The 24,928-nt window shown below is 57.9% G+C and carries 20 protein-coding genes and 1 CRISPR repeat array; of the genes, 11 read left to right on the forward strand and 9 right to left on the reverse strand.

Going from position 1 to position 24,928, the window contains the following annotated elements; genetic code table 11:
• Positions 1 to 209: 209 nt before the first annotated feature.
• Positions 210 to 1,175, reverse strand: coding sequence for a thioredoxin family protein (locus tag V3C19_RS08820; RefSeq protein WP_130084561.1), 966 nt, complete (start codon positions 1,173 to 1,175; stop codon positions 210 to 212).
• A gap of 666 nt (positions 1,176 to 1,841) precedes the next feature.
• Here V3C19_RS08820 and V3C19_RS08825 point away from each other — a divergent pair.
• Entirely contained in the window at positions 1,842 to 3,065 is a 1,224-nt protein-coding gene (locus tag V3C19_RS08825; RefSeq protein WP_295876485.1) for a saccharopine dehydrogenase family protein, read from the forward strand.
• Between the two features lie 129 nt (positions 3,066 to 3,194).
• Here the strand turns inward: V3C19_RS08825 and V3C19_RS08830 are convergent, their stop codons facing one another.
• On the reverse strand, positions 3,195 to 3,470 hold the full coding sequence (locus V3C19_RS08830; RefSeq protein WP_149874201.1) for a hypothetical protein: 276 nt from the start codon (positions 3,468 to 3,470) through the stop codon (positions 3,195 to 3,197).
• Positions 3,471 to 3,522: 52 nt separating this feature from the next.
• On the opposite strand from V3C19_RS08830, the gene V3C19_RS08835 reads away from it, so the two are divergent.
• Positions 3,523 to 4,500: a metallophosphoesterase gene (locus V3C19_RS08835; protein ID WP_130084564.1), complete on the forward strand. Its 978-nt coding sequence runs from the start codon at positions 3,523 to 3,525 to the stop codon at positions 4,498 to 4,500.
• A 310-nt stretch (positions 4,501 to 4,810) separates the two neighbouring features.
• Positions 4,811 to 5,918: a CRISPR direct-repeat array (repeat unit 33 nt; unit sequence GTCGCACCTCACACGAGGTGCGTGGATTGAAAC).
• Between the two features lie 487 nt (positions 5,919 to 6,405).
• Here V3C19_RS08835 and V3C19_RS08840 read toward each other — a convergent pair.
• The 7 genes from V3C19_RS08840 to V3C19_RS08870 all read right to left on the reverse strand — a co-directional run bounded on the left by V3C19_RS08840 (position 6,406) and on the right by V3C19_RS08870 (position 16,979).
• Entirely contained in the window at positions 6,406 to 7,773 is a 1,368-nt protein-coding gene (locus V3C19_RS08840) for a DUF6056 family protein (RefSeq protein WP_130084565.1), read from the reverse strand.
• The gene (locus V3C19_RS08845; RefSeq protein WP_302388162.1) at positions 7,773 to 9,212 is read right to left on the reverse strand and encodes a hypothetical protein; all 1,440 of its coding nucleotides are present in this window, start codon (positions 9,210 to 9,212) and stop codon (positions 7,773 to 7,775) included. The genes V3C19_RS08840 and V3C19_RS08845 overlap by 1 nt, the downstream gene beginning before the upstream one ends.
• A gap of 21 nt (positions 9,213 to 9,233) precedes the next feature.
• Positions 9,234 to 10,445: a cell division protein FtsA gene (ftsA, locus tag V3C19_RS08850; RefSeq protein ID WP_130084567.1), complete on the reverse strand. Its 1,212-nt coding sequence runs from the start codon at positions 10,443 to 10,445 to the stop codon at positions 9,234 to 9,236.
• A 114-nt stretch (positions 10,446 to 10,559) separates the two neighbouring features.
• Positions 10,560 to 11,105 carry a peptidoglycan endopeptidase gene (locus V3C19_RS08855; protein WP_295932841.1) on the reverse strand — a complete coding sequence of 182 codons (546 nt, stop codon included), beginning with the start codon at positions 11,103 to 11,105 and terminating at the stop codon, positions 10,560 to 10,562.
• A gap of 97 nt (positions 11,106 to 11,202) precedes the next feature.
• Positions 11,203 to 13,143, reverse strand: a complete 1,941-nt coding sequence (locus V3C19_RS08860) for a phospho-sugar mutase (protein ID WP_295876499.1) — start codon at positions 13,141 to 13,143, stop codon at positions 11,203 to 11,205.
• Positions 13,144 to 13,293: 150 nt separating this feature from the next.
• A complete protein-coding gene (locus V3C19_RS08865) occupies positions 13,294 to 15,078 on the reverse strand; it encodes an ABC transporter ATP-binding protein (RefSeq protein WP_130084570.1) in 1,785 nt (594 codons plus the stop codon).
• The gene (locus V3C19_RS08870; protein ID WP_330937076.1) at positions 15,072 to 16,979 is read right to left on the reverse strand and encodes an ABC transporter ATP-binding protein; all 1,908 of its coding nucleotides are present in this window, start codon (positions 16,977 to 16,979) and stop codon (positions 15,072 to 15,074) included. Before V3C19_RS08870 ends, V3C19_RS08865 begins: the two co-directional genes overlap by 7 nt.
• A 123-nt stretch (positions 16,980 to 17,102) precedes the next feature.
• On the opposite strand from V3C19_RS08870, the gene V3C19_RS08875 reads away from it, so the two are divergent.
• The 9 genes from V3C19_RS08875 (at position 17,103) to V3C19_RS08915 (ending at position 24,926) form a co-directional block, all read left to right on the forward strand.
• Positions 17,103 to 18,515: a hypothetical protein gene (locus V3C19_RS08875; RefSeq protein ID WP_295932850.1), complete on the forward strand. Its 1,413-nt coding sequence runs from the start codon at positions 17,103 to 17,105 to the stop codon at positions 18,513 to 18,515.
• A gap of 77 nt (positions 18,516 to 18,592) precedes the next feature.
• The gene (locus V3C19_RS08880; RefSeq protein WP_295932853.1) at positions 18,593 to 19,393 is read left to right on the forward strand and encodes an ABC transporter permease; all 801 of its coding nucleotides are present in this window, start codon (positions 18,593 to 18,595) and stop codon (positions 19,391 to 19,393) included.
• A gap of 15 nt (positions 19,394 to 19,408) precedes the next feature.
• Positions 19,409 to 20,227: an ATP-binding cassette domain-containing protein gene (locus V3C19_RS08885; protein WP_295932855.1), complete on the forward strand. Its 819-nt coding sequence runs from the start codon at positions 19,409 to 19,411 to the stop codon at positions 20,225 to 20,227.
• A gap of 18 nt (positions 20,228 to 20,245) precedes the next feature.
• Positions 20,246 to 21,250, forward strand: coding sequence for an MlaD family protein (locus V3C19_RS08890; RefSeq protein WP_295932858.1), 1,005 nt, complete (start codon positions 20,246 to 20,248; stop codon positions 21,248 to 21,250).
• Positions 21,251 to 21,392: 142 nt separating this feature from the next.
• Entirely contained in the window at positions 21,393 to 21,719 is a 327-nt protein-coding gene (locus V3C19_RS08895; protein WP_067573770.1) for a DUF883 family protein, read from the forward strand.
• Between the two features lie 59 nt (positions 21,720 to 21,778).
• Positions 21,779 to 22,225 carry a phage holin family protein gene (locus V3C19_RS08900; RefSeq protein ID WP_067573772.1) on the forward strand — a complete coding sequence of 149 codons (447 nt, stop codon included), beginning with the start codon at positions 21,779 to 21,781 and terminating at the stop codon, positions 22,223 to 22,225.
• Entirely contained in the window at positions 22,225 to 22,587 is a 363-nt protein-coding gene (locus tag V3C19_RS08905; RefSeq protein ID WP_302389340.1) for a hypothetical protein, read from the forward strand. The genes V3C19_RS08900 and V3C19_RS08905 overlap by 1 nt, the downstream gene beginning before the upstream one ends.
• 134 nt (positions 22,588 to 22,721) lie before the next feature.
• On the forward strand, positions 22,722 to 23,804 hold the full coding sequence (locus V3C19_RS08910; protein ID WP_067573776.1) for a type IV pilus twitching motility protein PilT: 1,083 nt from the start codon (positions 22,722 to 22,724) through the stop codon (positions 23,802 to 23,804).
• A gap of 27 nt (positions 23,805 to 23,831) precedes the next feature.
• Positions 23,832 to 24,926 carry a type IV pilus twitching motility protein PilT gene (locus tag V3C19_RS08915; protein ID WP_130084577.1) on the forward strand — a complete coding sequence of 365 codons (1,095 nt, stop codon included), beginning with the start codon at positions 23,832 to 23,834 and terminating at the stop codon, positions 24,924 to 24,926.
• Positions 24,927 to 24,928 lie beyond the last annotated feature (2 nt).

Here is a 24,928-nt window from a genome sequence, read left to right on the forward strand (position 1 = left end):
AGGAAGACTCATGGGCCGTCCTTCGAGCTGCTTCCCGTTCCTGCAAAAACCATCAAAGGAACGTACGGAACAACATTTCCGCAGGCAGCGCAGGTTTCTTCCGCACTTGTTCACGCAAATGGCTTCCGCAAGCATGAAAAACCCCGCAATGGCCATGCGGGCCGTTGCGGGGCACTCCCCCGTATCAGGAGGGAGAAAAACAGTGTCAGCTACTTGTTCTGAGCTTTTTTAGCAGCTTCAATCTGAGCCTTGATCCGGTCCTTGTTGGCAAGGATTCCAGCCTTGATGCGGGGGGCCTGCTGGCCCGCTTCCGTACCAGGCTTCAATTCCGCGACCTTGTCCAGAATCAGTACGGCGCCGTCCACATCACCTGTAGAATTTAGGAAAGTGCCGAATTCCATCATCAGCAATTCCTGCTGGGTTTCCGGAAGAAGTTTGTCGCGGTCGGGATAGGACTTCACTACCTGAAGAGCTTCGGCGGGCGTGGTATTGGCCGTCATTTTGCCGGCCAGGTAATCCTGCACTTCCTTCCGTTCCTTCTTGAGCTGGTCGGCGTGGGCATCCGCAGCTTTCAGACCGGACTTGTCGTCCTTGTCCAGCTTCTTGATTTCCGCTTTCACGTCACCGTAGAAATTGTCCACATACTCTTTGGGGGCCAGCTTAAGAACTTCCATTAGCGCAGCAACCTTGGCTTCATCCGTGGAAGCCTTCGCAACGCTGGCTTCCGCCGCCTGGAGGGCTTCCTTATTCTTCAGGGCGTCCTGCATGGCTTTCACGACGTCTTCCCTGGGCCTTCCGCCAACAAAGCCTCCAAAGGGCTTGCCGGAAGCATCCGCAAATACTACGGTCGGAAATCCCGTCACGCCGTACTGTTCGGCAAGCTTCTGATTGGCCGCCTTCATTTCAGCGGACTGTTCCTTGCCGCGCGGATAATCCAGTTCCAGCAGCACAAAGTTCTTTTGAGCTTCCTTCTGGAAATCAGGCTTGCTGAACACATTGGCGCGGAGCTGCATGCAGGGCGGACACCAGTCGGAACCGGTGAACTCGATCATCAAGTCCTTCTTCTGTTCGGCAGCTTCCTTTTTGGCGGCGTCCATATCGGTCAGCCATCCCTCCGCGGCAAAGCAGGGTGCGATGCAGGCGGCAACAACTATTGGCAGAATTTGTCTAATCATAGCTACAATCAATATTGAAGGGTCGGACACACGCCGTCAATCTCCCGTTCAATCATTTTTAGAAAACAACCAAAATGGCGCATCATATCCGGTGAAAATGACAGATGGACCAAATACGGCCATCAAACGCCATCCTTATTTCCCATAGGAAGGAATCGGGAAACATTCCACGCCGCGACCTGGCTCATCCGTGGAAGCCTTCGCAACGCAGATTTCCGCCGCCTGGAGGGCTTCCTTGTTCTGCATGGCTTTTATGACGTCTTCCCTGGGCATTTCCCCACAAAACGCCGAAAGACTTGCCGGAAGCATCCGCAAACACTACGGACCGGAAATCCCGCCATGCCATACTGTTCGGCAACTTTCTTTCTGGCAGCGTCCATACCGGTCAGCCATCCTTCCACGGCAAAACAGGGTGCAATCGGCAACAACTATCGGCAGAAGGCATCTGGCCATGGCTAGGATTTCACATTAAGACGGTGCCTGCCGCATGCCACCCTTTATCCCAATCATTTTTAAAAATATCCAAAATTCAACATTCTCCCTTTTGTAAAACGAAAGACGGCTTGCGGGAGAATCCGATCTTCCGGCAACACGGGGGGAGTGACACTATTGCACCAATTCCGGGATTGCCTTTCAGCCTCTTTTCCCTTATGTACTGGACCTGTCATGAATACAGTTTTAATCATCGGAGCAGGCGGCGTAGGCCATGTAGTAGCCAATAAATGCGCTCAACTGCCGGAAATTTTTCAGAACATTCACCTGGCTTCCCGCACAAAAAGCAAATGTGACGCCATTGCGGACGACGTGCGCGCCAGAACGGGCATCAGCATCACCACCCATGCCGTAGATGCGGACGACGTACCCTCCACTGTAGCCCTCATCCGGGAGGTAAAGCCGCAATTGCTGATCAATGTGGCCCTTCCCTACCAGGACCTCACCCTGATGGACGCCTGCCTGGAAACCGGCGTCAACTATCTGGACACCGCCAACTATGAACCCCGGGACGTAGCCAAATTCGAATACTCCTGGCAGTGGGCGTACCAGGACAAATTCCGCAAAGCCGGGCTCTTCGCCCTGCTCGGCTCCGGATTTGATCCGGGCGTGACCAACGTCTTCACGGCCTGGGCGCTCAAGCACCATTTTGATGAAATCCACACGCTGGACATCATCGACGTCAACGGCGGCGACCACGGCAAGGCCTTCGCCACCAATTTCAACCCGGAAATCAACATCCGCGAGGTAACGGCCCCCTGCCGCCACTGGGAAAACGGAGCCTTCCGGGAAACGCCCGCCATGAGCATGCACCAGAGCTTCAACTGCCCGCAGGAAGTGGGCACCTATGAAATCTACCGCATGTACCATGAAGAAATGGAAAGCCTGGTCAAGCACATCCCTTCCATCCGCCGGGCTCAATTCTGGATGTCCTTTTCCCCGAACTACCTCAAGCACCTGGAAGTGCTGCAGAACGTGGGCCTGACCCGCATTGACCCGGTCACGTACAACGGCGTGGAAATCATTCCGCTGCAATTCTTGAAAGCCGTGCTGCCGAACCCCGGAGACCTTGGCAAAACGACCAAGGGAAAAACCTGCATCGGCAATGTCATCACCGGCGTCAAGGACGGCAAATTCAAGGCCGTGTACATTTACAACATTTGCGACCACGAAAAATGCTTTGAGGAAGTAGGCTCCCAGGCCATCTCCTACACCACGGGAGTTCCCGCCATGATCGGCGCGGAAATGATCCTCACGGGCAAATGGTCCGGAGCCGGAGTCTTCAACATGGAGCAGAACGACCCGGATCCGTTCATGGAGGAGCTCAACAAGCGCGGCCTGCCCTGGCACTGCATCGAACTCACGGAAGAACAGGCGAAAAACCTGCAAGTCCAGTAACTCCCTCCGTCTCCCGGTTTCTTCCCCTTTTCAGGACCGTTCCGCCTCACGGCAGGGACGGTCCTTTTTATTCCCTTTCCCATGACGTACTGTTTTCGTGACCGAGTCTTTGCAGTGCCGCCGGGGGCTTCATTCCGAGCCGGGAAAAAGACCGGGCTTCCTGTCCTCTCCCGGAACCCGCCGCGCCTGCCCCGGCTCTTGGGGACCGTGGCCCCGGTATGCCGACTGGCGCAGGGGAGAAACCGCGACGTCCATTGTTTTTTTCAGCCCGTCCATAGCCGGGGCGTTCCACAGGATGATATCCGGATGCGGCTCCCTTCCCTCTTCCCCTGCCGGATGGGGAAGAAAACGGGATTTGCCGCCTCCTTTTCCAAAAGGAACGGGAATGAAACCCGCAGGGCGCATCCGGGATTTTTTTCTGGCATGAAGGAAGATCCCTGACAATAATGGGGAAGCCATGAGATTCATTGCCCTGTTCTTCATCTTTCTGCTTCAAATTGCGTGGGCGGAAGAACCTTGGAAAATCGCCATCATCGGAGATACGCACGACGCGCCCCCTCGCATGGAAGGAAGCGAAGGCGTGGCCGTCAATTTCATCAAGACCCTCTACGGAGAGATCCTGAAGCACCAGGTGGACATGGTCATCCAGGTGGGCGACATGGCGGACATTCAGGGAAGCGCACCCGTCAAGGGACTTGCCAAACGCAAGGAACTCAACAAAATGTTGGAGGAAAAAGGCATTCCCTTCTACGCCCTGCGCGGCAACCACGAAGCCATTCCCGGGCGCGCCGTTCAATTCCGCGAACTCTTCCTGCCCACCCGCAAACAGGAGGCCAAGGGACTGGCGACCAGAAAGCTCAACTACGGCATCCGCCACAAGAATGCCTCCCTGTACTTCATGGACATCGACCTGACTCCGGCCCAGCTTGTGGACTTCAGCGCGTGGATCAAGAGAAACAGGAACAAGGCGAACTCCGTCCCCCGCCATTGCCTGGTGTTCACTCACCGGACCCTGCAAACGCCCATGCAATTCCGGGAATGCCTGTGGGGCCGCTACAACGACAGCGCCGCCGAACAACAGAACATCTTTTACCGCAACCTCCGGGAAGCCGGCGTGCGCTTTGTCGTCACGGGACACCTGCACGCCCACGACCTCTACACGATTACCTCCCCGGACAGGAAGCACAGGCTGACCTCCCTCATCTGCGCCCCCGCCGGGAACAAGGTGCTGCCTCTGCCGCTGTTGCTGCCCACAAAATCCCGGGTCAAGACCCTCCAGTACCGTTCCGGCATCACGGCCTACTACATCCTGACCATCCATCCGGACTCCATGACGCTGGACACCTACGCCGCCCCCAACAACGGCACCACGGACAAGGGCCCGCAAAGCGACGAATTCAAGAAACTCCCTTCCTACCGGATCCCGATGGATTAAAGGAAAGAACATTCCTTCCCTGTTCACCGGAAAGGAAACTGGACGCGCTTGAGCTTTCCGGATAAACTCCCTTCCACCTTGGAATGCCAGGGCAGAAAGAAGGAACATGCCCACCTCCCTTCTGCCGGACAGCGTCAACCTCAAGCTCACAGAAAATTCCCGGGACACCGGCGATTGCTACAAGTTATTGAGGACTGCATATTGACATCATGGAAACAATAAACGGCGGGTTGGAAATATCCCTCTGATAAACAGGTTGGCGCAAAACATCCTCTGCCCACCTGAACATCAGCCGGATACCTCCCCTGCCGTCGCACCTCACACGAGGTGCGTGGATTGAAACTCTATGGTACTGATTCCCAGTAGAGTCCATTCGTGTCGCACCTCACACGAGGTGCGTGGATTGAAACTGGTGCACCTTGTCCGCATGAAATTTGGTCTGGCGTCGCACCTCACACGAGGTGCGTGGATTGAAACTATGTTAGGAGTTTATGGGCCGGAAGGATTCACGCGTCGCACCTCACACGAGGTGCGTGGATTGAAACTCCACACCCTGGTGGAGCGAGACGGAGACTACGCGTCGCACCTCACACGAGGTGCGTGGATTGAAACTCTTCCATTTTCCAAGGCGTGCTTGGCGCCGGCGGTCGCACCTCACACGAGGTGCGTGGATTGAAACCACACCTGTTCCGGGGAGATAATGCCCTTGCCCCGTCGCACCTCACACGAGGTGCGTGGATTGAAACCGTCACGTGCCCGCGGGTTTCCTCCTTCGTATAGAGTCGCACCTCACACGAGGTGCGTGGATTGAAACCTTCATTAACTCAAATAATTACAGATTAAATGGTGTCGCACCTCACACGAGGTGCGTGGATTGAAACTACGGAATTATTAAAAGAGCTTGAAAACATTAAGGTCGCACCTCACACGAGGTGCGTGGATTGAAACTACACGGGCAATAGCGGAACCCATGTCCGCTTGAGTCGCACCTCACACGAGGTGCGTGGATTGAAACGTTTTGGTTTGGTTTGGGTTTAAGCAGGTAGTTGGTCGCACCTCACACGAGGTGCGTGGATTGAAACCATACATTTGTTTAGTTGTTTGATAGATACCGTTGTCGCACCTCACACGAGGTGCGTGGATTGAAACCCGCCAGGTACCGGCCATTCGCAGCACAGGGAGGGTCGCACCTCACACGAGGTGCGTGGATTGAAACCTATTCATCGGCTTTTTTCTCAAGTTCCAAGTTGGTCGCACCTCACACGAGGTGCGTGGATTGAAACCGTGTCTCCCCACTCCTACAATTCCGCTCCCGTGGTCGCACCTCACACGAGGTGCGTGGATTGAAACCTTACGGCGGTTACGGCGGCAATAGTGCAGCAATTGTCGCACCTCACATGAGGTGCGACTAAACCGTTTGGGCAAGCGTTGGAATATCCATCAGAGCGGACAGCAGAAAGAAGAAAACCGCATTTCCCTGACGTGATTATGTTCGCGATGATTTCTGCACAAAGATTCCGTCCAAGTATTCCGCCTTGCTATCCAGTCCATTCAACCGTTTGTTTCCTCATGGCCGAATTCCGGCTGAAGGTTTTGTTCTTCCACGGCCTACCTGTTTCCCGCCAAAAAGCAATCACCGTTTCCATAAAGTCTTTTTTCCTGCCGGATGTAAATCCGCTTTTCCTTGCCTCTCCACCAGCCTCTCAATTTGATTTTTTCCGCATCCGCGCTTCCCCCAACGGGATATTTTCCATTCAGCTTCCGTATTTCATTTTTTCTTTTCCTCCCAGTTTCAGGCCGTTTCCATCCGGGCGGCCCGCACATTTCCACGCTCCACAACCCGTACCTTGTCGCAGGGAAAAAACAACCGGAAGAAAGGAAGACAGGCAGGAAGTTATTCCCCTTTTATTTTGTCCTGATACTCCGGATTCCATAGTAGGAGGCCGCGCCACGGTTAACATAGTCCTCCGGCGATTCGGACAAATCCACCCAGAAGATGAAGGAACACCAGGGCGACGGACGGGAGAAAGGCGGAACGGAAAGGTCCCGGATTCCGGCTTTTTTTTGTTTCAGAATCATGTTGACGCGTTCCCGGTGCTGGCGGTACATCAGCAGGTGGTCGTACAGCGTGGAGGCAACGCATGCGCTGGAGAAGACCAGAAAGAAGACAATGAATATCCGCGGACGGGGAACAGCGCCGGGAAGGCCGTACCAGACATGGATCAGTGCCATGACGCCCGTACCGAACAACACGGTTGCAGAGAACATGGCATGGTCCGCCGGAATCACGGCGGCACAGAAGGAGAGCGCCATGGCATATGCCGTCACTATACAGGCCGCTGCCGTTCCCATTTCCGTTCTCCACGGAAGAAACGCCTTCCGGTCCCTGCCGGAATGTTTCCACAGTATCCAGGCCGCAGCCAGGCCCAGCAAGAGGGGAAGCGCCAGGTATTCATGCATTCTGGCAAGCAGGACGGGAACGGATTCCAGCCTGTCCGGAATGCCGGAGAGAGGCACGGCGCAACCGGGCGCGGCGGAGTTCATCCGGGCCGAGACTCCGGGGGCGAACAGCATGCAGCACGAACCCGCCACGTGCGCCGCAAGGCCTCCATAAAACCACAGCGGCAGTTTTTTCCTCCGGACCACGCGGACGAAGAGGAACAAGATTCCCAGCAGGAGCCACGTCCCGGGGATGTTGTTTTCATTAGTCATGCCCGCCAGGAATCCCAGAACCAGCACGGCCGCCCACCTGCGCCAGCCGGACGGCGCTTGGTTTTCCGTTTCCGCCAGACCGCGGTACAGGCACAGGAATCCCAGCCACAGGGCGGCGGCCCAGGAATAGTTGGTTGCCCCGGAGAGCCAGTAAATGGTGACGCCGGGACGGGCCGTACAGGTGAACAGCAGGAGCAGGCCCAGTCCGAACAGCCGCACGCCCGGCCAGGAGCGGGGGTTCACCCTCCGCCCGGCAGCCAGGTAGAACATCATCAGCGCCAGACCGACCTGCACCAGGGGATTGAGCAGGATAAAGAGCCATTTGCCGGCCGTCGCCACCGCAAATGCCAGATATTCCCCTATCCTGGGATTCCAGGTCATGTAGGAATCCACACAGCGTTCCCAGACCAGAGTGAAGGAAAAACGGTGTTCCATGCCCGTGAGGGCATGGTGGTACGTATCGGACGTGAACGGACTCCACCAACTGAGCAGAGCCACATACAGGAGGGAGGCGAGAATTATCGCCCAAAACCACAACCTGGACGCGCGGGGAGAAGGCATCAGTTCTGGTCCGGTTTCCTTTTTCTCAGCGCCGGGGGAAGGTCCAGGTCTTCCCCGTCCAGAATGAGGGGGCGCACGCGGGCGAACAAGCCGTGCCCGGCGCGTTCTTCCTCGCCCTCCGCGGGGGAAGCGCCTTCCTCCAGCCCCTTGATGTCGGGAGCGGGTTCCGGTTCTTCCTCCGGTTTTTCATCCGTCCCGCCTTTTTCCTCCACCAGGGGGCTTTCCGGCGGCGGGACGGCACCCGGCGCCGGGAGGACCGGCCTTACCGGCACCAGTTCCTCTTCCAGTTCGTGCTCATTGCTCTTGACGGAGGGAACGGGCCGCTCCGGTTCGGGTTCCGGCATCGCCGCGGGGAAAGAAGGCTGAATGGTTTTCCCGGCCCCGGCAAAAAGACTTTCCTCCGGAACCAATTCCGGTTCCACAGGTGCCGCCGTTTCCGGCTTCAGGGGCGGAACGGGGCGGGACGCCGTTTTTTCCGCCGGCACGACACCCAGTACGGTCAATGCCAGACGGTCATCCATGCCGTCCGCCACGCTCGCGCCGATATGGAGGCGCACGGAACCGCCCAGCATTTCCGCCATGCCGTTCACCAGCATTTCCAGACGCTGGAGGGTCAGGGAAGCTCCGCCGCGGACCAGCACCAGAACATCGTCCACCGCACTCAGGCGCTTTTCCAGAAAGAGGGGGGAATTTTTCACCTGCGCCAGTATTTCCTCCACAGGGGCGTTCACGGAAGATTCCGCCACGCCGAAGGAACAGATGCCCTTCCCCGCTCCGGCCACGCACAGCAGGTCGTCCAGACCAACCTGGAGCAGGCTCCCGGAGGAGTCGAGAAGGGAGGGTACGATCAGCACGGCGCGCGCCATGAGGGCGTTGACGACGGAGAAGGCTTCCAGCACTCCCTTGTCGGAATCAATCAGGCTTTCCATGGCGTCGTTGTCAAAGCGCAGCACCATGTCCGAGTACAGGGCCAGCCGGGCCAGCGCTTCATCCGCAAGGGAGGAACGGCGTTCCCCCTCAAAACCGAAAGGACGGATAACGACGCTGACGACATAGGCGCCCTGTTCCTTGGCAAGCCGTGCGACTTCCGGAGCCACGCCGGACCCCGTACCGCCGCCAAGCCCGGCGGCGATGACGGCCAGGTCGCAGCCTTCCAGGGCCCGCAGGATGGCGGATTCACTTTCCCGCGCCGCCTGGGCGCCCACGGAGGCGTCCCCGCCCGATCCCAGCCCCCGGGTGATTCTGGCGCCCAGATGAATCTTGCAGGGGACGGAGGAGGCGTTCAGCAGGCGTGCGTCCAGATTCATGGCGCATACGGAGGAGGTCTGCGGCGCCAGGGCCAGCACTTCCTCCATGACCTTGGTGCCTGCGGAACCTGCACCGAAGAGGCAGGTTTTTCCGGACCGCGCGGCCGGTTCCCGTGTAGAAAAGTCCAGCATGGTGATAGGGATGTGGGGGTGTCAGGAGCGTTCCTTGGAGAAGAGGCCGAAGAGGCGGCCCAGCCAGCTCCGCTGCGGCGGCAGCTCCGCGTCCAGAATCTGGGCGTAGCGGATCAGGCCGATGGCCGTGCAATACCGCGGGTCGTCCAGGTAGGAGGGGGCTCCGTTTTTGGACAGCGTGGGGCGGCTGATCGCCACGCCGAATACGTGGGAGGCGAGTTCGCCCACGCCGCGCATCAGGCTGGCGCCTCCGCACAGATAGACTCCGTGGCAGCGGTTGCCCTTGAAGGTGTCCTTGGGCAGGGAGGATTTGACCAGATTGAAGATTTCCAGCAGGCGGGAACGTATGATTTCATTGAGCACGTTGCGTTCAACCGCGGCGTCCTTCATGCCGCCTTCCCCGCGCACGCGCACCATTTCATTGGTTTTTCCGGAGAAGCTGTTGGCGTCACCCTCCGTCTTTTTCAGCAGTTCCGCCTGCGGAAGGGGAATGCCGGTCATCAGGGTGATGTCGTTGGAGATATGGTCCCCGCCCAGCGGCACGCAGCCGGAGGCCACGAGCTGGCCGTCCAGATACAGCACATAGTCCGTGGTGCCCGCCCCCATGTCTATCAGGAGCGCACCCGCCTGCTTCACCTGCCTGTTGAGCACGAACTGGGCCGTAGCGATGGGCGCAAAGACCACGTCCGCAATGTCCAGAGGCACTTCTCTGACGCAGCGGAAGGAGTTGGTGATGCGGGATTTGATGCCGTGAATGATGTGGCAGTCAATGTCCAGCGTCCTGCCGGTCAGTCCGGCGGGATTGGTCAGGTTTTCCTGCCCGTCCACGGAGAAGAGGCCCGGCACGCGGTGCAGGACGAATTGTTCCGGTCCCAGGGCTACGTCGCGGGCGATTTCCGTCACCTCGTCCATGTGCTCCTGGGAAATGATGCTTTCATCCGGAGGCAGGCGGAAGGTGCCGCGGTTGTTCTGTCCCACGATGTGGGCCCCCGTCACGGAGAGGTAAACGGTCATGATGTCCACATCCGCATGGTCCTGGGCCATGTTCCAGGCGTCGTAAACGCACTGGATGACCTTGGAGGTGTCTTCTATTTCTCCGCGCACCACCCCCTCGCTAGGAACTTCACCCACGCCGATGATCGTCACGGTCGCGTCCGGCTTCACTTCGCCCACGACCATGCAGGTTTTGCTCGTGCCTATTTCAAGCCCTACGTGAATTTTTGTCTTAGCCATGAAAGTCAAGGAACTATCAACGTCCTCACACCTGATAGCACATCAGGCTTCATTGATCAAGAAAGCCCGTGCGAACATACACAAAAAACACGGTCTGAAACCGCAGAGGACGGGTTAAAGTCCCGTGGGATGGCGCACCAGGAAGTTCTTGGTGTTCCGGCCGTCCACCCTCCAGCGCGGGCCTTCGCCGCGCCTGCCGCTGCCGGAAGTGTCAAACCGGAGGCCGCAGATGACCAGAAAAACGTGCCCGTTCTTGGCATAAACAGAGATCCAGTCCCCGGACCCTTTCTGCCCGTAATTAAGGAACAGCTTGGAATGGCGGGTGGAAGTCAGGAGGCCGGCTTCTTTCAAGACAAAAGAGGTGCTGCCGGAACAGTCGTAATGAGTATCATAGTGCTTCCTGTGGCCGCCCCCCATCCGGTAGGGTTTATTGACTAGAGAGTTGGCTGCTGCGATGGCCCGTTTCACCTGGACGGGGGCATTCCTGGGGGGAATAGCTTTTCCGTTGTGGAGAACGGCCGTCTTCCCGGGAACGAAGCTGTAGGCGGGAAGGCGCGCAGGAGCTTCAACTTGTTGTTGGGAAGAGGAGCAGGAGGAGAGTATAAGCCCGGCAAACAGAGCAGAAACCAGGCAGAGGGTTTTTTGAACCGCAAATGTCATAAGGACTATAAACTGCTCAAATCCGCCTCCTTTGGCAAGAAAATAAATTCGCCCCGTCCACATTGCGTAGTAGCCGGGGCGAATTTGTTAACAATATTTAGCTGTCAGAACGGGTGCGGGCATCCTTTTCCACGGCCGCCCACAGGGAGTCCAGAGAGGCCTGGACCTTGGGCAGCGCCTCCTTCACGAGCTCACCCGGCTTGCCGTGGCCGAAGAGGTAGTATTTGATCTTGGGTTCCGTGCCGGAAGGGCGCACCGCAAAGCTGCGGCCGTCCGCCAGGTCCACAAAGATCATCTTTTCCGCAGGGATGGGATCGCCTTCCACGTCCACCATGTCCCCCTTGGAAAAGTCACGGATGCCGCTGACGGCAACGCCGTCCAGTTCCGCGGGAGGATTGGCGGAGTAGGATGCGGAGAGGGCCGCAATTTTGGCGGCACCGTCCGCACCTTCCATGACCAGGGATTTGCCCATTTCCAGATAGACGCCGAATTTTTCAAAGAGCTCATGCAGGAGTTCCAGCAGGCTCTTTCCGGCGCTTTCCGCATAAGCGGCCAGTTCCGCAAAGATGATGGCGGCGGAGTTGGCATCCTTGTCGCGCACAAAGTCCTGGGCCAGGTAACCGTAGCTTTCCTCCCCGCCGAAAACGAAGTAGCGGCTGTATTGCAGGCGCAGGGCCCGCGTCTGCTCCTCGCTCATCCTGCGGTAGTCCCTGCGTTTTTCCGCCGGGATGGCTTCCTCGTATTTCCCAAGCTTCTGGGCAATGTATTTGAACCCCGTGAGTACGTTGACCACTTCATACCCGAAGTGGTGGCCGATGGCGTCCTGCAGCCCGGTGGTGACGAATGTTTTCACCATGACGGCGCGGGAACGATTGGAGTCATTGATGATGCCGAGTTCCGACATGCTCATGCAGCGGTACCAGGCCAGCAGGGAGCCGATCTGGTTGCCCGTCAGCAGGTGCATTTTTCCGTCTTCCCCGCGCACGGCCACGCCCATGCGGTCCGCATCCGGGTCCGTAGCGATGACGATGTCCGCTCCGGAAGCGTCCGCCTGTTCAATGGCCATGGCCAGTGCCGGCGGATTTTCCGGGTTCGGGGAAGCCACGGTCGGGAAACGTCCGTCCTGTACGTCCTGCGCCGCCACGGTCTGCACATTGCAGCCCAATTCCTTCAGCAGCGGAACGATGATGTGGCCGCCCGTGCCGTGCAGGTTGGAGTAAACGATTTTGGCGCCTCCTTTGGCGAAGAGTTCCGGGCGCAGAAGCACGGATTTCAGCCTGTCCATGTAAATGCGGTCAAAGGAGGAGTCCAGCACGTGGAGTTCTCCCCTCCGGTTTTCCGGCAGGGGTTCGTATTCTTCCGAAGTCAGGGCGTTCACTTCCGTAATCACCGCCTTGTCATGCGGGGGGACAAGCTGGGCGCCGTCGCTGAAATAGGCCTTGAAGCCGTTGTCGTGGGAGGGGTTGTGACTGGCGGTCAGCACGACGCCGGAGTCCGCATTCAGTTCACGGATGGCAAAGGAGATTTCCGGCGTGGCGCGGGGGCTGTCGAACAGATAAACGTCACAGCCCAGGTCCGTGCCGATTCCGGCGCAGAATTCGGCAAAGTCACGGGAGAAATGGCGCGTATCGTGCCCGATGACCAGCCGGGGCTTTCTTCCCGGCTCCGTAGCCTCCACGTGTTTTTTCACATAGATGATCAGGCCGCGCATCGCACGCCCCACGTTGAAGTAGTTCATGCAGGCCGTTCCCACACAGGGATATTCCGGACGGCCGTTCACGCCGCCCTTCCCCTCTTCCGCAGTCGTGACCACATTACCGATGGTGCGGCCGCGGAGCCCCCCCGTGCCGAAAGCCAGGGTTTTGTAAAAACGGTCATTCAGTTCCTGCCATTGTCCGGCGGCGGCCAACTCCTCCACGGCCTGGCGCGCCACGGGAGACCTCGTTCCCGCCAGAAGAAGGCGGATGTTGGTCAGGGAAGATTCCAAAAGCCTACCCTCTTTCACGGCGTTCGTCAGAGATTCGTCCAATGTATTCATGCTGGCGGAATACTACATCATGCATCCTGTTTGACAATAGCTCTTTCCTCCATGCCTTGAGAAAAAACAGCCATATTTCCTCCGGCCAGCCGCCGGGAGGGAAGCCCGGCCCTTTCTTCCCGCAAAACCGGCCCTTCTGCCGCAGTCCCTTTACAGGGACTGGCGGTCGTACAGTTCCCGGTACAGGGGGCAGGAGGCATATAATTGCTCATGGGTGCCGTCCCCGACGATGCGGCCATCCTCAAACACCAGAATGCGCGTCGCCACCCGGATGGAGCTGAAGCGGTGGGCTACGATCAGCGCCGTTCTGCCTTCCACCAGCCGGTCCAGTTCATGCTGGATCTGGGCCTCGCTTTCCGCGTCAAGGGAGGCGGTGGCTTCGTCAAGAATCAGGATCGGGGCGTCTTTCAAAAACGCGCGGGCAATCGCCACGCGCTGGCGCTGGCCTCCGGACAGGCCGCTTCCGCCGTCGCCAAGCACGGTCTGGTAGCCCTCCGGCATGCCCATGATGAACTCGTCCGCGGAAGCGGAACGGGCGGCGGCGATGACTTCCTCATCCGTGGCGTCCTGGCGCCCCAGCCGGATATTCTCCATGATGGTGCCGTGGAACAGCACGGGATGCTGGGAGACGAAGGCGATGTTTTTGCGCACGTCGTGCAGGGTAGCGGCCCTCACGTCCACGCCGTCCACAAGCACGGCGCCGGAACTGACGTCGTAAAACCTGGGCAGAAGGCTGGCGAAGGTGGTTTTCCCCGCTCCGCTGGGCCCCACGAGCCCCACCACCTCACCGGGGCGGATGTGGATATCAATGCCGTTCAGCACATGGCGGGCTCCGTCGTAGGAGAAGGAAACATGATCGTAGTCCAGCCTGCCCGCCGCACGCCCCAGCGGAACGGGGTCGGACGGCTCCGGCATGGTGTCGGGCTCTTTCAGAATGTAGTTGATGCGCTCCAGGGAGGCATACGCGCTTTTCAGGTTGGTGAGGGTGACGCCCAGGCGCTTGAGTGGGTCATAGCACATGAACAGAGCCGCGGCCAGGGCCGTAAATTCGGCTTTGGTCATGCCCATTTCATTTCCCTTCACCAGCAGGATGCCCAGGCCCAGAGCCGTTACGATTTCCAGGACCGGCACCAGGAAATGCCTGTATTTTACCGTCCTGAGGTTAATTTGAAAGAACCGCTGGATCAGCCCCAGGAATAATCCCACCTGCTGTTCCTGCATGCCGTAGGAGCGGATTTCACGCTGCGCCGCCAGGTTTTCCTGCGCGGCGGCGGTGATGTTCCCCAGTTCCTCCTGCGCCAGCTTGGCTTTCTTCATGATGCGGCGGCCGAAAAAGCGGATGGGCCACACCGCCAGGGCAATCAGCCCGAGATTCAGCAGCACGATGGCCGTATGCGGATTGACGAAGACCTGGTAAACGAGAAATCCCAGCGCGGCCAGCAGCGTAAGGGGCTGCTTGATGATGTCATTGGCCGCCACAACCAGGCCGCTCTGCACGCCGGCGGCGTCATTCAGCAGACGGCTGATAAGGTCTCCGCGCTTCTGGCGGTCGATGAACGACAGGGGAAGGGTTTGCAGCCTGGAAAAGGCGTCCAGCCGGATTTCCTCCAGCACCTTCATGCTGACGATGCTGATCCAGTACACGTTGAAAAAGGTGCCTATTCCCCTGATGGCAAATATCAGCGGAAGCAGGGAACACACCGCGACAAGCACGGCGACGTGCATGTGTTCCGGAGCTACCGTCCGGGCAATGATGTCATGTATTTCCGGCGGAATTTGCGTATTGTCGAATACCACGGGGAATACCTTGGCAATCATCACGGGGAAGCCGAAGCCGCTGGCGGCGGCGGCAAGGGCTCCGGCGGCCAGTGCGGCGATGAACAGCTTCACCACCGGCTTCAAATACCGCGCGTACTCGAAAAACTGCCTTAACATGACGAGCCTCCTTCCTCTTCCGCAATCATTTGCTGCTTGGTGTAAAGATCCCGGTACAGGGGGGATTTTTCCATGAGTTCCTCATGCGTGCCGTCCGCGGCAATGCGCCCCCCTTCCAGAACCAGAATGCGGTCCGCCATGCGGATGGTGCTGAACCGGTGGGCAATGATGAAGGTGGTCCTTCCTGAAGCCAGCTTCTCGATTTCCTTCTGGATCAGTTCCTCGCTCTTCATGTCCAGGGATGCCGTGGCTTCATCCAGCACCAGAATGGGAGCGTCTTTCAGAAACGCCCTGGCCAGGGACACGCGCTGACGCTGTCCGCCGGAGAGCCCTTCCCCCATCTCGCCGATCAGCCGGCCGTAGCCTTCCCCAGTCTCATTCACAAAACTGTCCACGGCGGACATCCTCCCTGCCTGTTCCACTTCTTTGTCCGAAGCCTCCGGGCGGCCTATGCGGATGTTGTCCGCCACGGACCCGCGGAACAGAACGGGATACTGGGACACCAGCGCAATGTGGGACAGCAAGTCCCTTTTGCTCATTTCCCGCACGTCCACTCCGTCCACCTTCACGCTGCCGGAGAGCACGTCGTAAAAACGGCACAGCAAGTTGATGAAAGTCGTTTTCCCCGCCCCGCTGGGACCGACAAGGGCAACCACCTGCCCCGCCGGAATGCGGACGTCAATATTCCGCATGACAGGGGCATCTTCCTGATAACTGAAACAGACATTGTTGAATTCGACTTCCCCCTTCCATTCTTCCGGACTTTTCGGGGTTTTCGGTTCGGGAACGTCATCCGCGGCATGCAGCACTTCATTAATGCGCTCCAGCCCGGCTTTGAGGGTCTCCGCCTTGTTGTGGACCGCTCCCAGCCTTTTGACCGGCTCATAGCAAAGGTACATGGCCGTAGCCAGGGAGGCGAAGTCCCCCATGCTCATCCCGTTCATGTTGGCGACAAAGAGGGTGGCGGCCATGGCAACGGCGCTGACGAATTCAATCAGGGGCGTCAACAGGCTCTGCCATCGGACCACGCTGATGGAAGCCTGGATGTAACGGCGTATCCTGTTTTTAAAGAGGTTGGTCTGCTGCTGCTCCAGTTCAAAGGCGCGGATGTCCCGCTGGGAAGAAAAATTTTCCTGGAGCGTGGAGGAAAGATCCCCCTGGCTGGCCTGCACCGTGCGTGCGCGGACAAGCATCTTTTTGCCGATATAGCGGATGGGGATCACACAGGCCCCCACCAGGAGCATGTTGGCCAGCAGAATCAGGAACTGCTGGCTGACGGACGCCTTGTAAACCAGAAATCCCAGAGCACCCAACAGGGTGAGGGGCTGGATGATCAGATCATTGGCAATCTGAACCAGGCCGCCCTGGAGAAACTGGGTATCCTGCATCAGACGGCTCAGCAGGTCCCCCCGCTGGCAGCGGTCGTGGAAGGAAAGGGAAAGGTCCTGAAATTTCCTGTACACCTTGAGCCGGATGGTTTCCAGCACGCCCAGCCCTATTTTGGACAGCAAATAGACATTGACGAAAGAAGACAGGCCTCGGACCACCACGACAAGGGGCAGCAGGGCCGCCGCCACCCAGACGGTCAGCCAGGGCAGTTCCTCAGGCCGCACGAACAGCAGCATGAGGCGTTCCGCATAGACGGGAAGCGGTTCCCCGTCAAAGATCACGGAGAATACCGACTGCAGGATCGCCGGAATGCCGAAGCCGCTGGAAATGGCGGCGATAACGCCCCCGAGCACAGCTCCCGCCAGGGTTAACTTGTAAGGGCGGAGGTATTCGCGCCATAAATGCAAGATGTTCTGCGCAGCGGGTTCCTGCCCCTGTGTTGACTGTTCCCTCATAAATAGTTGCGGACTGATGCCCCCGCCAACGGACGGCGGGCAATCGGGACGGATCATACCATGAAGCGCGGACATGACAAGCTCCTTGCTGTAAAAACTCCACAGGAATATTCTCCTTTACGGAGAATTCACGGCATCCCGGCTTGTCCGAAACCGCGGAATGGGCTAGCCTGCCGAACCATGTTGCGAACAGGACTGATCCAGACGGAAACCATTCCCGGCCAATTCCCCAGAAATCTCCGGGCCATCGTGGAACTGTACCGGACCTGCCTGGACCGGGGAGCGGAAATCGTCATTTGCCCGCCTCTGGCCCTGGGGGGAAGGCACACGGGGGAATTGGCCCTGCGCAGCGGCTTCCGGGCACAACACCAGGCTGCCCTTGAATATCTGGCCCGTGAAGTAACGGAAGTTCCCCTTCTGCTTGGCGCTCCGGATGCCGGGGGCATCCGCCTTTATTTGCTCCTCTCAAGCCGTCTCATTCCCCAAGATGCCGTCATTCCGGCGGAACATCACGAGAAAAATGCAGCCCCGGCCACAGGCCTGTTCCGGGAAAAGGAATCCGGGGAATTTATCGTCCGTTCCTTGAACGGACAGAGTGAACATTCATTTTTCGCGCCGTGCCTGCTTCTGCGCATGCCTCCGGCTCCTTGGCATGAGGGACAACTGGAGCGGGACGAAGAGGAAAGCCGCCGTCTGGCACTGGAAACATCCCTTCCCGTGGCGACCGTCCGCCTGGCAGGAGGGGAAGGCCCGTTCCTGCTCCCTGGAGCTTCATCCTTGTGGACCGGCACGGGAGAGCTGACCGCCAGGCTGCGGCTCTTTGAACAGGACGCGGCAGTTATCCCGGCAGAAACACCAGCGGACGGAACCGCCCCACTCCCTGCCCCGGACCGACAAACCCGGCATGCGCTCCGCAAGGGGACGGCGGATTTCATCCTGAAGGCAGGCTGCGGCTCCGCATGCCTGAACCTGCTGGAGAACGCTTCTTCAAGCCTGCTGGCCCATGTGTTGAAAAAATCACTCCCCGATCTCCCCGTCACAGGATTCATTCCCCGTTTGTCCGGCACGCCGGAAAAGGACATTGCCCGTGCGGAACATCTGGCCGCCGGACTGGGAATCCGTACCATCAGCCTGCCGCCCATGAGTGAAGTGAAGCCCGGTTCCGCAGAAGAAGGCTGTCTTTCCGCATGCCGCATGCGCGCTCTGGCGGACGAAGAGGGGGCGCTCCTGCTTTCATCCCTGAACGGAACGGACATCACAACGGACCTCCGCGCCATCCGGACAGCCTGCGTGGCAGATTTTATGCCGCTGAAAGATTTATACGCATCTGAACTGGCTGTCCTGTTCCCTGAATTCGCCACCGCATCACCGGAGGCGGCCATCCGCGACGGCCTGCTCATGCACCTGCACAGGGAGCATGTGTCCGCCACGCACCTGGCGGATCTGATGCCGGAGCTGGAACTGGAAATACGCAGGCTGCAGAGGCTGGGCCACACCACGGAACGTGACCGGAAAAAGCTGCCGCCCGGCCTCTTCTTGCGTTCCATTCCCGGCACGCCGGAAGTGCCTGCAATCCATCAAATGGCGGATTAGTACATCCTCATTTTCTTTTAACCCTGTGGCATACATTGCGCTTGCTCTTCGCACGGAATAAGTGATTAGTAGAGGCCATGCAGTTTTATGTAGCCACCATGGTTGGCCGCACCGCCATTGGCCTGATTGATCGTCTGGGATCAATCGGACTGCTGATGTACCAGGTGTGCGCCTGCATGTGGACCGGAAAGTTCCGGATGCGCGTCCTTGTGGAACAAATTGCAAAAATAGGCGTGCAGTCCCAACCCGTCGTCATCATTACCGGAGCCTTTACGGGAGCCGTGCTGGAGGCACAGACCCTGTTCCAGCTTCAGACGGTGAGGATGGAAACCATGGGGGGGGCCGTCGTCGCGGTGGGCATGTTCCGGGAACTGGGGCCTGTCATCACCGGTCTGATGCTTGCGGGGCGCGTGGGGTCCGCCATGGCAGCGGAAATCGGCACCATGAAAGTGACGGAACAGGTGGACGCCCTTAAGTCCATGAACGTGGACCCCGTGGATTACCTGGTGAAACCACGCATCCAGGCCATGCTTATTTCCATGCCCATCCTGATGATGGAAGCCGTGCTGGTGGGCATCCTCTCCGCCTTCATCGTCAGCATTACGGCCTTCAACGTGGACCAGGCATACTGGATGCACTTTATGAGCAAATTCGTAGCCATGGGGGACATCATTGTAGCGCTGGTCAAGGCGCTGGTCTTCGGACTCATCATTTCTCTCATTTCCTGTCGGGAAGGCCTGAATACTAGAAACGGGGCCGTGGGAGTGGGCAAGTCCACCATGCAAGCCATGGTGTATGCCTCCGTGGCGCTGCTTATTGCCAACTTCATCCTGACCATGATTCTCAACTCCATCTTCCCCATGGGGTTCATGAGGTAAACTCTATTCCAAGCCATGCAGCCATACATTCGCGTAAGCCAGCTCAAGCAAAGCTTTGGTTCCCAGGAGGTGCTGAAAGGCGTGAGTTTTGATGCGGACAAAGGGGAGCTTTTGGCTCTAATCGGCGGCTCCGGAGCCGGGAAAAGCGTCATTTTAAAGCATTTGGACGGCCTGATGGACCCTCTGGACGGCTATGTGGAGATAGACGGCAGGCGCATCAGCAATGTCCCGGAAAAAGTGAAAAGGGAAATACGGAACAAAATCGGATTCATGTTCCAGCAGGGAGCCTTGTTCGACTCCCTCAGCGTGGGGGAGAACGTAGCCTTTCCCTTGCGGGAAGCCGGGCTGAAAAATGAAGAAGAACTGGATTCCCGGATTTCCGCAGCTCTCGAATCCGTCGGTCTTTCAGGACAGGAAGAAAAAATGCCCGCAAATCTTTCCGGAGGCATGATCAAGCGCGTAGCCGTAGCCAGGGCCATCGTCATGACGCCGGAATGCCTGCTGTACGACGAACCTACGGCTGGCCTGGACCCCATCGTCACGGACAGCATCAGCTTCCTGATCCGCCAGATCTGCAAGGACAAGGGCATTACCACCGTCATCGTCTCCCATGACATGCCCAGCGTGATCCGCATTGCGGACAAAATCGTCTATCTACGGGAGGGAACGGTTTACTGGACCGGCACGCCGGAGGAACTGCTGCATTCCGAAGATCCGGTCCTGAAAAAGTTCCTGTACGGGGATTCCGGGGAAGACTGGGCCTCCCTGGCGGGAATGCATGAAAATTTTCAACGGGTTCTGCTGGAACACGCGGAACGGGAAAGAAACCAATAGAAAAACCGCCATCATAACATGAAGCAAAAACTTAAACCGGAAACATGGGTAGGCATTTTCCTGATTGCCGGAATACTCATGATCCTGGGGGTCATTCTGGGCTTTGGAGGGTTGAAAACCACCAAGGAACAAACTTACCCCATCAACATCATTTTCAAGGATTCGGCGGGTCTCATCAAGGATTCCCAGATACGGCTGGGCGGCGTTTCCGTGGGAAAGGTCACCAAGGCCCCGGAACTTCTGCCTTCCGGCAATGAAGTGATGCTGGAAGCCAGCATCCAGCGCGGCGTAAAAATCCAGGTGGGTTCCGTCTTCCGCATAGACATGCAGAATATTCTGGGAGACAAGTATATTGAAATCGTCCCCCCTTCCCCGCCCACGGACCAGTACATCCAGCCTCATGAAACCATCATAGGGCAGGCGGAAAGCGACATCAGCAAGCTCAAGAACAATGCCGTGGTCGCCAGCGAGGAAATACTGGCCATCCTGAAACGGATAGAAAAAAATTCCGGCAATATTGACGAAGCCCTTCTCAACATCAGCGAGGCGGCCAAAGGCGTGTCAAAGACCACCAAACTCATCAATGAAGGCCTTCTGGACAAGGAAAACCTTCAATACGTCAAGGGGGTACTGATGAACATGGACAAGACGGGGAAAGAACTCCCCGGCCTGATGGAAGAGACCAGGACGTCCATAGTCTCCATGAAGGAAACCATCCAGGATGCCCGCAAGATCATTGACGGAGTGGAAGACAAGCTGGAGAGACTGGATCCGGCCATCAAGGAAATTCCCTCCACGCTCACCGCCCTGCGCAAGGCTTCCGACCACATTGCCTCCGTTACGGCGGATGCACGCAAGAACCAGGGCTTCCTGGGCCTGCTGCTTTATGACGCCCGCTTCCGCGCCAACGCCCAGGAATTCATTCGCAACCTGAGGGATTACGGCATTCTCCGCTACCGGAACCCGAACGAGCCTCAGATCAAACCCGACCCGCGCGGCGGTTTTTCCGGCAGCCGACGCTGACAGCGGCCCACAATTCCGCATGAAGCCGTTTTACACACTTGCCATTAGTGGGAAGAATGCTAAAAATCCCTAATGTGAGAGGCGAACACATGTAAGCCGACATGTTTTCAACAGGAATTCAACCTTAACACTCTAATCAATCATGCAAGACAATCAAACCGAACTTGAACCGACCGTAACAGCAACGGATGCCAGCTGCTCCTGCCCCTCCGCCCGCGACATGGCCGTTACCAGATTTCACCAGGCCCGGGCTTTCGCTGCGGCCAAAGTAAACCAAATACGCAAGGCAGCTACGGAACAGGCGGGCACCATCCGCGATTACGCCCAGGAAAAGGGAGTGGTCATCCGCGACAAGGCCAAGCATCTTCATGAAGCCAGTGAAGAATACGTGAAGGAAAAGCCCACCCAGTCCATGCTCATCGCCATGGGCGTGGGTCTCCTGATCGGACTCCTCATCCGCCGCCGTTAATCTGTCCCGCGCCATGCGTCCCGCGCGCATGGCGCCTCCCCTTCCGTCCAATTCGTGCCATGGGTCTGATCGACAAATTCAAACGCACCTTCGTCACCCCGGTCATGGAGGAAAAAGAGGAAGGGATGGCTATGGCGCGTTCTCTCCGGGAAGCCGGTGCGGCCGCACTCTCCCATTTGGAAGCCTTGTACGGCCTGCTCAAGCTGGAGCTGGAAGAAGCGTCCAAACGGCTGGGCCAAAAAATGGCCCTGCTCCTGCTGGCCGCCTTCATGGCCCTCTTCGGCTACCTCTTCGTATGGTGCCTGCTGACCATGATCATGGCCTATTATTGGAACATCATCGCAGGGCTTGCCGTGACGGCCGGGTTCCACATTCTGGTTGCCGCCATTGCTCTGGCCATGTTCAGCCGCATTCGCGTCACTCCCATCGCCCCCGCTACGGCGGAAGAACTTAAAACGGATTTATCATGTCTGCAAATGGCTCTCAAAAAAAGCTCGAACTCCTGATGCAGGTAGCCACTTCCCGGCTGGACATCGTCAATGAGACCGACGCTTTCACCCAGAAGGTGCAGCATCAGGTGGACCATCTCCGGCAGCTGAAAAAAAGAGCCATGTCCATTCCTGTGATCGGTTCCATCGTCGGCACAGTGGGAGGCATTCTGCTCATCAAAATGCTCACGGGAAAAAAGAGCCATCCGGCCCCGGCGCGTCCGCGCCTGTCCGGCCTGCCCGGAGGACTGGTCAATTCCTCCATGTTCAGGTTCATTATTGAAATCCTGATTACCCTGGCCTTCCCCTCCCTGAAAAAGCTGGGATTTGACCTGGCCAACAAAAAAATCCTCAGTCTGTTCAAATTCCGGAGCCATTGACGGTTCCCTGCCCGACAAAGGAAAAACGCTATTTTTACGGCGGTTCCGAAAGTGGAGGACTTTTTATTTTTTGCTGGTCAAAAAAGGCCCCTTTCCGCTAGTATGTAGCTTTATCAGTTTGCTGCATTCAAAACATGAGCGAATACATTTTGCCCCACGTCGACGGATATCTTAAGCTTGGACAGGACTTTGACTGTTCCGATATCCACCTTGCCGTCAACAGCCGCCCCACATGGCGCCGGTTCGGCCAGCTTCTGCCCATCTGGGAAGAAGCCCCCAACCTCACCCCCAAGGACACGGAAATCCTGGCCAGGGGATTCCTGGAGGAGCCTGAATGGAACCGCCTTCAGCAGCGCGGCGACGTGGACTTTGCCTATGCCAACGACTTCGGCCGCTACCGCGCCTCCGTCGTCAAGCAGCGCCTGGGCTACGACATCTGCTTCCGTATCATCAACACGAAAGTCCGCACCATGGAGGAAATCGGGCTGCCGACGGACTATGTGGTGCCTCTGACCCGCTACACCAACGGCCTCATTCTGGTGACGGGCTCCGTGGGTTCCGGTAAATCAACCACGCTGGCTTCCATCGTGGACTTCATCAACCAGGACCGCCACGACCACATCATTACGCTTGAAGACCCCATCGAATACATCATTCCCTCCAAAAACTGCCACGTCAACCAGCGTGAAGTGCACAAGCACACGGAATCCTTCGCACGGGCTCTGCGCGGCGCGCTCCGTGAAGACCCGGACGTCATCATGGTGGGGGAAATGCGCGACCTGGAAACCATTTCCCTGGCCCTCACCGCCGCAGAAACGGGCCACCTGGTGCTCGGCACGCTGCACACGGGATCCGCAGCCCGCACGGTGGACCGCGTGCTGGACGTCTTCCCGGTGGAACAGCGCGACCAGATCCGCATCATGGTCAGTGAATCCCTGCGCGGCATCATTTCCCAGCAGCTTGTTCCCAGGGCGGACGGCAACGGCCGCGCCCTCGCCATTGAAATGCTCGTCAACACGCCCGCCATTGCCAACTGCATCCGCGAAGGCAAGACCTTCATGATTCCCGGCTGCATCCAGACAGGAAAGGCCCAGGGCATGATTCTGATGGACGACTCACTCAGGGCCCTTTACCAGGCGGGGCTCATCACCGCAGACGACTGTCTCTTCCGCTCGGAAGACAAAACCATCATGAAAGCCTTCCTGGGCATCAAGTAACCTCTTTAACTTTGACACATTCCTGTTATGGCTGTTATCGACCAATACTTCAAATATCTCGTAGAATCCGGAGGCTCCGACCTTCACCTCAGCGAAGGCCAGCCCCCAAAAATCCGTGTCAACGGCACCATTTCCGCCATCTCTGATGAAAATCTGGAAGGCCAGGCATTCAAGACCCTGCTCTCGGAAATCTGCGACCCGCAGGCATTCCAGAAATATCTGGAAGAAGGCGATCTGGACTTTGCCTATGAAATGGACGAAACTTCCCGCTTCCGCTGCAACTACTTTAAGCAGCAGCATGGACTGGGCGCCGTCTTCCGTCTCATTCCCACAAAAATCGCTACGCTGGAAGAGCTGGGCGTTCCAACGGTGGTCAAGGAATTCGCCCACATGAGGTCCGGCCTGGTGCTGGTTACCGGCCCCACCGGTTCCGGTAAATCCACCACGCTGGCCGCCATCATCGACTACATCAACAGCAACCAGGCACGGCATATCATCACGGTGGAAGAACCTATCGAATTCGTCCACCCCAATAAAAAATCCATCGTCACCCAGAGGGAGGTTCCCCTGCAGACGCCTTCCTTCGCGGACGGCTTGCGGGCTTCCCTCCGCGAAGACTCCGACATCGTGCTTGTGGGGGAAATGCGCGACCTGGAAACCATCTCCCTGGCTCTCACCGCCGCGGAAACCGGCCTTCTGGTCTTCGGTACCCTGCACACGAACAACGCCAGTAAAACCATTGACCGTATTATTGACGTCTTCCCCTCCGATCAGCAGTCACAGGTGCGCACCATGCTTGCGGGTTCCCTCCGCGGCGTCGTGGCCCAGCTCCTGATGAAGCGCAGCGACAAGCCGGGACGCGTGGCCGTCAATGAAATCCTCTTTGCCACTCCCGCCGTGGGCGCCATCATCCGCGAAGGCGCTACGCAAAAGATTCCGGATGTCATCGTGGGCGGCAAATCCATGGGGATGCAATTCATGGACGACGCCATCTGGCAAAAGCTCCAGCAGGGCATCGTTTCCCCGGAAGAAGCTTACATGAAGAGCATTGAAAAGAAGAGGTTCCGCAACTTCCTGCCCCCCGAGTCGGCCCGTCTGGCGGATTCCGGTGGTGGAAACTAAGC

The organism is Akkermansia sp. AE01SA01 (assembly GCF_036417395.1).
Classification (GTDB): Bacteria; Verrucomicrobiota; Verrucomicrobiia; order Verrucomicrobiales; family Akkermansiaceae; genus Akkermansia.